The organism is Labrenzia sp. ATLA3 (assembly GCF_057180185.1).
In genome coordinates, this window is the sequence record NZ_JBXUKV010000001.1 from 691,041 (window position 1) to 703,858 (window position 12,818).

The 12,818-nt window shown below is 60.2% G+C and carries 7 protein-coding genes; 1 reads left to right on the forward strand and 6 read right to left on the reverse strand.

The window, feature by feature from the left end:
- Nucleotides 1-8: 8 nt before the first annotated feature.
- Together AC2A6O_RS03115 and parA are read right to left on the reverse strand one after the other, a co-directional pair.
- On the reverse strand, nucleotides 9-5,516 hold the full coding sequence (locus AC2A6O_RS03115) for an MG2 domain-containing protein (RefSeq protein ID WP_498925687.1): 5,508 nt from the start codon (nucleotides 5,514-5,516) through the stop codon (nucleotides 9-11).
- Nucleotides 5,517-5,673: 157 nt separating this feature from the next.
- Entirely contained in the window at nucleotides 5,674-6,315 is a 642-nt protein-coding gene (parA, locus tag AC2A6O_RS03120; protein WP_498925688.1) for a ParA family partition ATPase, read from the reverse strand.
- 221 nt (nucleotides 6,316-6,536) lie between these two features.
- Here parA and AC2A6O_RS03125 point away from each other — a divergent pair, with 221 nt between their 5' ends.
- A complete protein-coding gene (locus AC2A6O_RS03125) occupies nucleotides 6,537-8,114 on the forward strand; it encodes a diguanylate cyclase domain-containing protein (protein ID WP_498925689.1) in 1,578 nt (525 codons plus the stop codon).
- A 51-nt stretch (nucleotides 8,115-8,165) separates the two neighbouring features.
- Here AC2A6O_RS03125 and AC2A6O_RS03130 read toward each other — a convergent pair whose 3' ends face one another.
- The 4 genes from AC2A6O_RS03130 to phnD all read right to left on the reverse strand — a co-directional run bounded on the left by AC2A6O_RS03130 (nucleotide 8,166) and on the right by phnD (nucleotide 12,785).
- On the reverse strand, nucleotides 8,166-9,308 hold the full coding sequence (locus AC2A6O_RS03130) for a lytic murein transglycosylase (RefSeq protein WP_498925914.1): 1,143 nt from the start codon (nucleotides 9,306-9,308) through the stop codon (nucleotides 8,166-8,168).
- A gap of 203 nt (nucleotides 9,309-9,511) precedes the next feature.
- On the reverse strand, nucleotides 9,512-10,846 hold the full coding sequence (gene phnE / locus AC2A6O_RS03135) for a phosphonate ABC transporter, permease protein PhnE (RefSeq protein WP_498925690.1): 1,335 nt from the start codon (nucleotides 10,844-10,846) through the stop codon (nucleotides 9,512-9,514).
- Between the two features lie 11 nt (nucleotides 10,847-10,857).
- The gene (gene phnE, locus AC2A6O_RS03140; protein ID WP_498925691.1) at nucleotides 10,858-11,706 is read right to left on the reverse strand and encodes a phosphonate ABC transporter, permease protein PhnE; all 849 of its coding nucleotides are present in this window, start codon (nucleotides 11,704-11,706) and stop codon (nucleotides 10,858-10,860) included.
- Between the two features lie 164 nt (nucleotides 11,707-11,870).
- Entirely contained in the window at nucleotides 11,871-12,785 is a 915-nt protein-coding gene (phnD, locus tag AC2A6O_RS03145) for a phosphonate ABC transporter substrate-binding protein (RefSeq protein ID WP_498925692.1), read from the reverse strand.
- Nucleotides 12,786-12,818 lie beyond the last annotated feature (33 nt).

A 12,818-nucleotide genomic window follows, 5' to 3' on the forward strand; every position in this document is an offset into this window, starting at 1 on the left:
TTCGGGCCTTACCGAGTCGGCCCGAGAACAACCAGCCGGCCGGTCGACGTGATGGCACGCCGATCGGGACGATACATGTCCTCAACCGATGCCGGCGGGTGCGAGTAGTCCCCCGGGGTCGCCGCCCTTGCAAGATAGGCCAAAGTCAGCTCCTTGCCGCTCGAACGGGTCTGGTCGACAGCCACTTCGAAACGGTCCTTGTAGAAGGCCGTATGCTCCGGCTGATCAACCGTATCAAGGAACGAAAGGCCGCCGAGATCACCGGACCGTACCAGCCGCGGATTATCAATCACCAGACCGGCAGGCAAGCGATCGACCACCATCAGCCGGCCCGGATGATCCGTCAGGGCCCGCACGGTCACGACCACAGCCAGCCGGGTATTGACCGGAACTGCGGTTGGATCGATCGGGTTGCCGTCCAGGTCGTAGACCGTGCGTTCAATCGCATAGTCCTTGCCACCGGCCGGTTCGGGAACCAGCGGCTGACCGGCCACGGAAACGAGAAGCTCCGTTGCCGCGTCACCGTTGTTCTTCACTTCTGCCGGGAAGTCTGCGACTTCGCTGCCCGCCAGCGACCAGGCCAGGCGCCCGGGTGTCACTTCACCACGAACGGAGATCCGGGCGTCCTGCGCGGATTCGTTGAGCGCATTGGCTGCCAGCAGCAGCCAGGCCATGTCCTGGGTCGACCGGTATGGCTTGTTGGCCTGAGCGGTTTTCAGGAAATCGATGGCTTCGGATTTCAGACTGTCGTCCATGGACGCTGAAACGACATAGTCCGTCACCCCGGCGCTATCGCGCAGGATCGAGCCATAGTCGTCGCGATAATACTGAGGAGCTTCCTTCGGCAAGGCGGCAAGCGCCACCCGGAATCCGGTGGTAGCCCGCTCACGCTCTCCATAGAGGGCAAGCCCGGCGGCAACCTGCGCCTTGGCGAGCGGAGTCGCAAAGTTCTGCAGCTTGGCATCCAGGTAGTAGCGAAGATCCCCCATCGAAGCGCGGCCGTTGCGGGCCAACACATAAAGCGCATAGGCAACGCCTTCGCCGCCATCCTGGAAGTCGGACGAATAGGCCAATCTGTTTTCCAGATTGTCCAGCGCTGAAGTGAACGCGAGATCGGGAACCAGATAGCCCTTTTCGCGAGCACGCGTCAGGAAGTCGGTAACATAGGCGTCCAGCCAGGTGTCACCGCCGCCATAGCTGTTCCAAAGACCGAAATCACCGGACGACGACTGGTTCGACAGGATCCGTGCAATCGCCTTGACGACGCGTTCACGAATGGCGCTGTCGCCGCCGAGACCGGCAGCCTCGGCAACTTCGCTCAGATAGAGCAACGGCAGGGCTCGGCTGGTGGTTTGCTCGGTGCAGCCATAGGGATAGCGGTCGAGTGCAGCCAGGAGGCCTGCTACGTCAATGCTTGCCGCCCCGCCCGCAGACAGGGTGATGTCAACCGTGTCCGCCCGCAGGCCGTCAAACGTATCCGCATCCAGCGACAGGCTGTCTCCGGAAGCCAGCGAGAAGGCGCTCTGACGAACGATTTCGGGCTGGTTATCTTCAACCTCGAGGCTGAAACGCTTGACGAAGACTTCGCCCTGGGGCCCGGTGAGAGAGGCCACGATTTCAGACTTGGTCAGCTTGTCTTCCGCTGACACAGCCAGGAGAACCAGCGCCTTCTTGCCGTTTTCCAAATCAAGCGTGCGCGACTGATCCGTGCTGCCGCCTTCCAGCCGCAGGCCGTCCGCCACAGACACATCGAGTGCATAAGCGCCGGACGGACCATCGACATTGTCGATCTCCAGCGCGATGCGCGACTGGTCGCCCGGTGCCAGGAAGGCGGGGGCACTGGCCGTCATCACCACCGGCGAACGTACTTCCACTTCCTGATCCGCAGACCCGACACCATCCTTTGTCCAGGCAACCGCCATCAGTTTGACCGCGCCATTGAAGGCCGGGATATCGAAGGAGACTGTCGCTTCGCCGTTGTCGCCCACGGTCACCAGCCCGGAGAACAGGGCAAGCGGTTCTTCATCCGGCGGGGGTGCATCGAGCCGCATGCCTGCGGCATCTCCTCCGGATCGGACCCGCCCACGGGTTCCTGCCATCCGGTCTATCAACTGGCCATACAGATCACGGAAATCTGTGCCAAGGCGCCGCTGGCCGAAATACCATTTCTCCGGATCGGGCGTCTTGAAACCGGTCAGGTTGAGGATGCCGACATCAACGGCGGCAACCGTCAGATACGCCTGCTCGCCCGCTTTCAGGTTCGCCAGTTTCACCGGCACGTCCAGCGTCGTTTCGGGCAGTATCCGGTTCGGTGCCGACAATTCCACGTCAAGCACCCGGTCACCAGGATCGACCTGCAGCCAGGACAAGCCCACCGCACGCGACGGCATTCGCTTCTGCTCCAGGTCCATTGGCCGGTAGAGGCTGGCTGTTATGTAGGCCCCTGCCCCCCAGTCGTCACTGACCGGTATGTCGACCTCGGTTTCCTCGGCCGACACTTCAACGGTCTTGCTGGCCAGCAAGCCACCGGAAACAACATTGATCACGGCAATCCCGGCCATCTGTGGTTTCAGGCGCAGTTTGGCCGTGTCACCGGGCCGATAGCTGGTCTTGTCGAGACCAACGTCCAGATAATCAGGCGTATCGGAAGAAGCATCGGCGGAATACCAGCCGGCATCGAAGGTGACACGCGTGGATGTCTGCAGCGGTCCGCTGCCTTCGACATCAAGCCGGTACTCGCCCCATTCCACCGGAAGGGAAAGCTGGGCCGGCTGGCCGGCCGTCACCTGCAGTTTACCCGTGGCAACACGGCGGGTTGTGGTGATCGGCTCATACGACCAGTTGCCGTCATACCGGTACCACTGGTATCGCCGGTCGACCTTGGAAAGAGTCCAGCCAATATCAGCCGCATCCATTTCCTTGCCGTCCTCATCGATGACGATCACGGAGAAATCTGCAGGGCCGCCTTCATCGACATCACCGTCGAAAGCTGGCTTCACGCCAATGCGCGGACCGTCGATGGCCACGGGCAGATCCAGATCCCGCTCCACGTAGCGGCCGCCGGCTTCCACGAGGCGCGCAATCAGCTCGCCGGTATAAAGCATGGTGGTCTCTGGAAGGTCGGGCATGAAGACGTCAAAGGTAAGTTTGCCGTCGTCGTCGGTCTTCAGGCCGGACGAAAGTGAGCCGCGCTGGGAATAGGCATCTGCATCGGCAATGCCGAACTGATACCCGGGATGGGCTTCAAGCGTCCGGATGGGACGTACGATGACATCACCCTCCAGCGTCTGGCCACTGGCCGGCGACCCGTAGAGATACTTGGCATCCAGGGAAACCGATGTCGGTCCGGTCCGGTTGAAGGCCTTGGCGTCGGTCTTGAGGTCAAAATCGACGCGCTCGGGCTGATAGTCTTCCACAAGGAAGGTCTGCTCGGTCAGGGCCCGACCTTTCGGATCGGCAAAGACCTGCCAGGACCAGATGCCCTGTTGTGCAGACGCTGTCAGTGTCACGTCCTGAAGGTGGCCGCCGAGCCCGCCATCGTTCACGGTAAAGCGGGCGTGCTCAACCCCGTCGGGCCGGTTGAAGATGAAGGTGAGCGGAAAGTCTTCCTGCGCCGTTGCGCTTGCGTTGCGCAGCAGAGCCTGGGCGTGCACGGTTTCGCCAGCCTTGTAGATGCCGCGATCCGTCCAGGCAAAAACATCGAGCGGACCTGGTGCCGCGCGGCCTTCGACACCGCGGTCGGAAAGATCGAACGCAGGCTTGCGCAGATCCAGGAAGGAATAGTCCCCCTCTGATGTTTCCGCCACCAGAATGCCGGGTGCCTGGCCGCCGCGGCCTCGGGTGAGACCGACTGGAAATTCGGCAAAACCTTCCGCGTTGCTGACGGCTTCACCCAGGATATCGTTGTTGACGGCCAAAAGGCGAACGCTCACGCCTTCCAGTGCCTTGGCACTCGTCAGAGAACGGATATTGGCCGCAATTCCGTTGTCGCCCGACAGGGCCGTCAAACCAAGATCTGACACCAGGAACCACTGGGTTGCCAGTGTGCCCCAGCGGTTCTTCTGATCCAGCTTGGAGCGCGCCGTCATGGCGTAGACACCCGGTTCCAGCTCAATGCCGGTTTCGGAAATCGGTATGGCCGTGGTGATGTCCTGATTGAGGTCGTTGCCGGTCTCGACGATCCCGGTCCAGACCTTCTCGCCCAATTCGTCCTCGATCTGATCCGCCCGCCAAGTGTCGAGCTGTCGCAGGAAGCGATTGTCACGCAGAATATCGGCGATGGAGCGGTTGCCGATGCGGTAGATAGAGGTCTCGACTTGCGAAGTGTTTACGGAGACGATGGGAATCGTGGGATCACCGCCAGCGGGAAGAACATAGGAGCGGCTCAGAAAGCTCACGGACGGCGAGCGGTCCTTGACGTAGACAGTAAGGTCGGCGGTCTTTTCCAGTTTCTCGCCGTCGGCGGCCGGCAGGCCACTGCGAGCTGTGATCTGGTAGCGGCCGCCATGCTTGAGCCCATCGGCACAGATCTGGTTGCCTTCCGATTCGATGGCGAACGATCCCTCACCGCTTACGCTGACATATGGGCTCATGTCCTGGCCGAGCGGCAGTTTTTGCGAGAAGACCAGACAGATCCGCGGCGCCGCACTGTCGGAATCCACTTCGTGATCGACAATCCGGAAGCCATGTTCCGCCACCAGATCCGCATACTGACGGCGAATACTGGGGTTTTCCTCTGCTGCCAGTGACGCCCGCAGGGCCTTGATCGCGGTCTTGTATTCGCTGCTCTGGATCAGCGAGCGGCCCAGCAGTTCCAGCGACAAAGCACGTTCCTGTGCACTCACCGAGCGTAGATAGGCATTGATCGAGGCATATATCGCGTTCTTGCGCTTGGTTTCCCTATCCCGCCAGCTCTCGGGATTCTGCAGCAGCAAGGCAGTGGTGAGCTGGGTCCAGGCGTCGAATTCGCCAGGTTCCAGCTTGATCAGCTGGAGGAAATCGGCTTCGGCAAGTGCACCGTTCCGCGCGCCGAGGGCAGCCTGCCCGCTTCGGCGCAACTGATCCGTCGTCTGACCGTTGGGGCGCACCGAATTTACAATGCTGAGGGAATAGGTCTGCGCACCTTCCAACTGGGACTTGGGAACAAAAACGAGCTCGGCCTTGCGATCCGCGCTCTGGTCGGCGCGCGGCGCCTTGACTTCAACCACACGGCCGGCGATCGCGCCGGCGAAGCTCTGCAATTCGCCATAGTCTGTTTTCAGGAAACACCATCCCGCAGAGGTGTTGAAAGTAAAGGCGCGGCATTGCGTGTCGCCAAGGCAGACGGATTTGCACCCGTCCAGATCGACATCCTTCACAGTGCGATAGTCACCACCGAAGAAATCGGCGTCATCGATGGTGACGACCCGGCGGTCCTGCGCACCAGCGGATGTGGCCACCATACCGGCCAGACCTGTGGCTGCAACGGCCAGCAGTGCCGTCTTCGCAACTGTTTTGAAGCGATGTTTGAAATTCATGGAAAGCCTTTGGGAAAAAAACGAAAAAACGAACATGGCCAATCCTCCGGGGCCCATAGTTTGCCCTATCAAGGCACTGGAACGTGACAAGGACAAGGCAAAAAAGATTTTAGAGTGAACTCTGCTTACGCTAGGAGACTTGGGTAGCCCCGAGAGCTTAACCGATCCTGCCGACCAGTTCCTCGATCAGCAGTGCAACTTCCTGGGCTGCCTTGCTGGACGGCGCGTCCTCGGTCACGGCGTACCCTCTGCCCATTGCGGCGGCGAAAACGGTGCGGTTGCCCAAGCGGGCATTGAGCGCGTCATAGCCAGAGGCTGCAATGGCATCGGCCATTTCGCCGGTCAGGGATGCACGAGGCGGCACGCGATTCAGCACCAGCAGTGCCGGCGTATCTTCACGCGTCGCCATCTCGACGGTCTGCGCCGTCGCCCACAGGTCGACCGGCGTCGGCTGGATCGGCACAATCACGAAGTCCGCCGCGTCGATCGCCGGCTTGGCATCGCTGTCAATCTTGGGCGGTGTATCGATAACCACGTAGCCATGCGACTTGGCGAGCGAACGGGCCTCGCGCCTTGCTCCCCACCCGGAGGCGGTTCGGAATTCAAGACCGGTATTGTCTTCGCCCAGGTTGTCTTCCCGCGCCTCGAACCAGGTTCCCAGAGAGCCCTGCGGATCCACGTCGAGGATCGCCACCGGTTCTCCAGACTGTTTGGCAAGTGCAACGGCAAGGTGGGCTGCAAGGGTTGTTTTCCCTGACCCGCCTTTTTGCTGTGCAACAGTCAATATCCGCCCGGACATGCGTAACCCTCCAGAATTTCAACAATATATAGCGCCGTTGATTTTCGCAACGCAACAAATCTATGGCTTATCCCAATGAATTTCCGCTACGTTAAAAAAATATGCCTATGATACCCAATGATGATTTTTGGAACCTACCGTTGTGGGAGGCGCATCTGAAGGATTTGCAAGAGCGAAGCTGGGCCCTGCGATGGCGTAATCCGGCGTTTTGCAAACGCCTTTTGTACAACGCCCTGCAGCGGGACCCGACGCCGGATCCCGGCAACCGTCCGCTTCAGTTCAATCTTTCCTGGCTGGAACGCTGGTCCGGCCATTTTGATGCGGCGACAAGGCTGGCCGACAAGGCCTTCTCCATGATGGATCAAAAGCAGGATCCGCAAGGCTGGTCCAAGCTTCTGGTGATCAAGTCTGTCTGCGTCTACAGCCTTGGTGAACTCAGCAAGGCCGATGCCATCCTGGGTGAAAGTCTGGAGATCCTGGGCGCCGAAGCCCATGGCCGTGCCGGCATCGAATCGCTCACCGTGCTCGCGAACATGTGCGCCTACCATCATGACTACGAAAAGGCACTCTCCAAGCTACAGGAAGCCATGGCCATCGCCGACCGGCTGAACCTTGTTTATGAGCGCTCGCATATACTGCAAACCTTGTCGCGTATCGAATTGCGCTGCGGCACTGTTGAAGCTGCCGTCGACTCGGCAAAGGCCTGCCTGGCAGTTGCGCTCAAGCATCGCAATGCTGTCAATCTGCCTTACGCTTACGAGGTTCTGGGGGCCGCACTGGTGAAAGCCGGTGAGCTGGAAGAGGCCCGCACACTCGCCGCCAAGGGGCTGGTCGCAGCTCAGTTCAGCGAGGACCGCCGGGTCGCCTGTCACCTGCATTACGTGCTGGGATTGAGCCTGTTCGAGGAGCAGCGCTTTGATGAAGCGCAAGCCGAACTCGAAAGCGGCCTGCTGATTGCCGCCGAAGCCAACTATCACCACTGGACGCGCAATTTCTACCTGAAGCTTTCACATACTCATGAAGCTCTGGAAGATCACCGCAACGCACTCGGGTACCTGAAAGCCTATGTGACACTTCAGCAGAAGATGTTCACCGAGGAAACGGAACGTCAAAGCAACGACTTCCGGAACCGGTTGGAATTCCGGCTGGCGCACAGCAAGGCCGATTATGAGCGGGAACTGCGCACCAGAACCGAAACCCTGAATGCGGAATTGCAGGATGCCAACGCCAGCCTGCGGGACCTCAACGCCCGGATCGAGTTCAATGCCCTGCACGATGCGCTGACAGGTGTCGGCAACCGCCGGATTATGTCGAAATTCTTCGAAACGGCCAGAACCGGCCTCGCGCCGGGCGTCAAGGTCGCCGCCGTTCTGATCGATCTCGACCGGTTCAAAAGCGTCAACGATCATTACGGACACTCGGTCGGAGATCAGGTCATCCAGGCTATCGCCGGCCGGTTGTCGGGTCTGCTGCACAAGGACGAGACGCTTGTCCGCATGGGCGGCGACGAGTTTCTTATCCTGTCGACGCGACGCACGGAAGCCGACAATCTATCGGCGCTCGCCGAAAGAATCGTCCACGAGATCAACCTGCCGATTCCGATCGATGGCGCCGAGGACAGGACAGTCGGTGCGAGCGTTGGTATCGCGGCTCTGCCCAATGGACCTGATCTGGAATACGAGCTGCTGAGAAGCGCGGATGAAGCCATGTATCAGGCAAAGAAAACAGGCCGGAACAGAAGCTGCCTCCATTCCAGCCTGACTGTTTCCCTGCCTCAGAGCGTTGAAGCCAGGGTGTGAACTCATACTCGAAACCCGGTTCCGGCAAGAGCGCGCAAAATTCGCTTTCCGCTATTTGCCCCCAAGCACCGAATAGACATTCCAGGACGGGCGGCCCGTCACCGGCAGGCCGTGGCGTGCCTCCGCCTTGCGGATGCCTTCACGCGTGGCCGGGCCGACCTTGCCATCCGGCTCGCCGACATTGAAGCCATTGCGATTGAGGAGCTTCTGCAGCTCCACGCGCTGCGCACGGGAAAGGCCCGGGTTATCCGTCGGCCACGGTGTCTTGAACGGCTCGCCTCCGGAAACGAGTTCCGACAACAGGGCAATCGCCAGACCGTAGGAGGTCGACGCGTTGTAGGACCGCAGCGCCCGGAAGTTGCGTGTCACCAGGAAAGACGGACCGCCCGCGCCTGCGGGCTGGATCAGGGCCGCGTCCAGTTTGCCGGAAAGGGCGCTGCCATCGATATTGGTGAAGCCGCGCTTGCCCCAGGTCGACAGGGAGGAGTAGTTCTTCCGGCCGGACGGGCCGCTGTAGCTCTTGGGAGCCTTGACTTCATACCCCCAGGGCCGGCTGTTCCGCCACCCGGCGTTCTTCAGGAAGTTCGCCGTTGACGCAAGCGCGTCGGGGACGGAGTTCACCAGATCCTTGCGGCCATCGCCGTCGAAATCGACGGCAAGGCTGTTGTAGGTACTCGGCATGAACTGGGTCTGACCGAAGGCCCCTGCCCAGGAGCCGACAAAATCCTTGGCTGGAACATCGCCACGCGAGGCAATCTGCATGGTCTTGATCAGCTCGCCCCGAAAATACTTCTGGCGCCGCTTGCCGGCGCACGCCAGATTGGCCAGCGCGTGCGGTGTGTAGAAATCGCCCCGGAAATTACCGTAGTCACTCTCGATCCCCCAGACAGCCAGCACCACATGCCGGTCGACACCGTATCGCTTTTCGATGGAGGAGAGCGTTCGGCTGTGCTTCTTCAGATTGGCCTTGCCGTCCTGGATCCGCTGTGTGTCGACCAGAAAGGCCATGTAGTCCCAGATTTCGGTCTTGTGCTCGGGCTGGGACGTCGAGAAGCGAATGACTTTCTCGTCAAAGGTTGCGCCCGACAACATGCGCTCGGCGATTTCCGGACGGACACCGGCAGCAACCGCCTGCTTCTTCAATGAAGCCACACAGCTTTCGATGGCAAAGGCCGATCCTGTCATGGCCATCATCGACAGACCGGTTCCGAACGCAACATTTACCAGATGATTTCGCATGCCCTGACGCACAGGCCCCTCCGCAGCTTCGAAACGATTTGTCGAACGCTGACACGCTAGCGCGACATAAATACGGCAAAAAGAGGGTAGCTGAAGTTATCAAGACAAACCCGACGCCACTGCCGCGCCGGGTCATCCCTTTTTCCGGTCGGAAGGCCTTATTTTCCTTCAATCAGCTTCCGGCGCAACCAGCCAGACGCCTGGTCCATCATTATCACCACGACGATGGTCAGGATGATGATGTAGCTGGTGTTTTCCCAATCGCGCGAGGTCTTCATGGTTTCGACCAGCAAGAGACCGATGCCCCCTGCCCCGAGTGCGCCGATGACCGTGGCCGACCGGGTGTTGGATTCCAGGTAATAAAGCACCTGGGACACGAAAACAGGCAGGATCTGCGGGATCACCCCGTAGCGATACCGCTGGATCTGGTTGGCGCCGGTCGCCCTCACGCCTTCAACCTGCTTGTTGTCGATGTTCTCCAGTGCTTCGGAAAACAGCTTGCCGAGCGAACCGGTGTCGGTGAAGGCAATTGCCAGCGCCCCGGTCAGCGGTCCGAGGCCGAACGCGCGAATGAAGATCAGCGACCAGATCAGCATGTCGATGCCGCGCAGGAAGTCGAAGAGACGACGGGTTCCGAAGTGAAACAGTTTCGACGGCGTGAAATTGCGCGCGGCCAGAAATGCCAGCGGCAGACCGAAGAACGCGGCCGTCAGCGTGCCGAGCACCGCCATCATGATGGTCTCGAACAAGGCGGTGAAGACCTTGCCGTGCTGCCAGTCGGGGTTCTTAAGGAACTCGTTGACGATGAACCAGAGGTTCGATGTGTCCGGGTCCATGCGATCCGCGCTCAACGCCAGCGCATAAAGCTGGCTGAAGGACATGCCGTAGAGCGGCGAGCGGAACGGGAACCAGAAATTCTCCCAGCCACCGAAGTAGTTGTGAACCTCGATCTTCGTCTTGGTGATCTGCAGGCGCCGGTCAAGCGTCGGACGAACGTCGAGTTTGCGCGGATTGTCCTTGATCCAGTCCGGAACTGGCCCGTCCGGCAGAACGGTGTCGACGCCCTTGGCAGTCGCGGTGCCTTTGACCACGCCGTAGCCGGGAATCGTGAACAGGGCCGTCTTGCCGTCAATCTCGACCTGGTAACCGTCCCCGAGATCGACCACGCCGTTTTCGCCTTCGATCTGCACCCACTCCGGCAACTTCGCATTGTCGTATGTCGCAGTGCGCTCGCCTTCTATGGCGACTTTGAAGTCGTTGTGCCGGAAATCCTTGGTGACATGAACCTTGTAGGCAACGGAATCGGTTGCCAGAATCAAGGCCCGCTCCGGTTGGGCGCGGGAGAGCAGTTCCGGCACGCCGAAAGCAAACCACGTGTAGACGAGGTATGTGAGGACTGCGAGCGGTAGAGCCACTGTAACCAGCGCCCGCCGGCGGATCTGGCCCCAGACCAATGCCTGGGTGACGGGTGTTTCGAGCGTATCGACGGTCATGAGATTTTCCCTCAATGCGCCCGGCCGGAGCCAACCAGCTTGCCGCGCAGGTAGGACGAAAGCTGGTCGATGGCCATGATGGTTATGAACAGAAGGACGAAGATCGCGGCGGTTTCATCGCCCGCGCCCTTGCCCCAGCCGATGGTGCGACGCAGCTCCTGACCGATACCACCGGCACCGACGAAGCCGAGGATGGCCGAAGCGCGCACGTTGATTTCCAGGCGCAGCAGAAAATAGCTGAGATAGTTCGGCGCGACCTGGGGCAGCACGGCAAACCGGATGCGCTGCAACCAGCTGGCCCCGCAGGCCGACAGGCCCTCGATGGGCTTGCGGTCGATGTTCTCGTTCACTTCGGAGAAGAGTTTGCCGAGCGCCCCGGCCGTGTGAAAGGCAACCGCGATCATGGCCGGCACCGGACTGGACCCGAGCACGAAGATCAGGAACAGGGCGATGATCAGTTCGGGAAAGGCGCGCGTAATGTCCATGATGCGGCGGACCACCGGGATCAGCGGTCCCCAGCTATCGACATTTCGTGTGGAGGCCATGGCCAGCACCACCGCCATTGCACCGCCCAGAAGGGTCGCGACCGCGGCAATGTTCAAGGTTTCCATCATGGCCGGCACAAACTGCAACACCAGCGAGAAAAAGGCCGGTCCGGCATCAAAGGCTTCAACGACGATTTCGCCCGGATAGTCGAAGAACTTCGACAGGCCCTGAATGAACCCGCCGGAGTTCATGGCATTGGATTTTGAATATCCGGAGACCAGAACCGCGACGACCAGCAGCAGCCCTATCATTGAATAGAGCTGGCGGCGTTTGCGCATGGACAGGATTTCCTGCTCGAGTGCGGCAACAGCCATTGTTTGGAACCTTTACTTGATGCTCGCTTCATCCGGAGCGGAGTGGCGTTGCAGGCTTCATCCTGCCGAAGCCAGGCTCTTCGGGCGGCGTTGAGGCCGGTTGCCGACCCCCAAGGGCAATACGCGGGCCAGAAGCCGGCCCGCGCAAAGTTCGAAGCTGGCGATTATTCGCTCTTTGCCTTGCGGGCTGCGACGATCGACTCGTAAGCTTCATGGGTGATCGGTTCGAAGCCGCGTGCTTCACCGGCCATGACACCATAGGCACATTCCTGGTCGTCCTTGACGAGGTTGGCCATCAGTTCGGTCATCTTCGCCTTGACGTCGTCCGGAAGCTTCTTGGACAGAACGACCGGGCCTTCCGGGATCACTGGCGAACGCCAGATTTCCTTGATCTCGGTCATGTCGACCAGACCGGCATCGGTTGCCTTGCGCAGCGCACCGGAGTTGTAGCCGTCTTCCCATTCGCCGAGGCCGTCAGCCCAGGTCACACCGGCGGCAATGTCGCCGTTGAACACAGCAACGATGGTCTGCTCGTGACCACCGGTAAAGACGACGTCGGAGAAATAGTCGCCCGGCTCCATGGAGTAGCCGAGTTTCGGGATTTCGATGGACGGGATCAGGTAGCCGGAGGTGGAGTTCGGGTCGCCGAAGCCGAAGGTCTTGCCCTTCATGTCCGCGAGGGAATTGATCTCGCTGTCAACGCGGGCAAAGCCGATGGAATAGTAGCCGTAGCTGCCGTCGTTGTTGACCTTGACCAGAACCGGCTCAACAGCTTCCGGGTCAGTCAGGAACACTTTTGCGTAGCCGGAAGCACCGAGCCAGGCCATGTCGAGGTTGCCGCCAAGCAGGCCTTCGATGACGCCGTTGTAGTCAGCCGGAGCGAACAGCTTGGTGGGAACGCCGAGCAGTTCCTCGGTCTTTTCGCGCAGGCATTCGTTGGCACGCAGACGGTCGGAAGCGTTTTCGCCGCCGAGCAGGCCGATACGGAATTCAGTGATTTCCGCTGCACCGGCAACAGAAGCGTTCAGGGCAATCATGCTGACGGCAGCAAGTGCAGCAACTTTAGCAACGAGTTTCATTTGGGACACTCCCCCAGAGTTCTCAATAGTGAT

Bases quoted from the DNA above. Each gene is read 5' to 3' on its own strand.
- parA (WP_498925688.1), bottom strand. From the start codon at position 6,315: ATGTCCGGGCGGATATTGACTGTTGCACAGCAAAAAGGCGGGTCAGGG.
- phnE (WP_498925690.1), bottom strand. From the start codon at position 10,846: ATGACCGTCGATACGCTCGAAACACCCGTCACCCAGGCATTGGTCTGG.
- phnD (WP_498925692.1), bottom strand. From the start codon at position 12,785: ATGAAACTCGTTGCTAAAGTTGCTGCACTTGCTGCCGTCAGCATGATT.
- AC2A6O_RS03130 (WP_498925914.1), bottom strand. From the start codon at position 9,308: ATGATGGCCATGACAGGATCGGCCTTTGCCATCGAAAGCTGTGTGGCT.
- phnE (WP_498925691.1), bottom strand. From the start codon at position 11,706: ATGGCTGTTGCCGCACTCGAGCAGGAAATCCTGTCCATGCGCAAACGC.
- AC2A6O_RS03115 (WP_498925687.1), bottom strand. From the start codon at position 5,516: ATGAATTTCAAACATCGCTTCAAAACAGTTGCGAAGACGGCACTGCTG.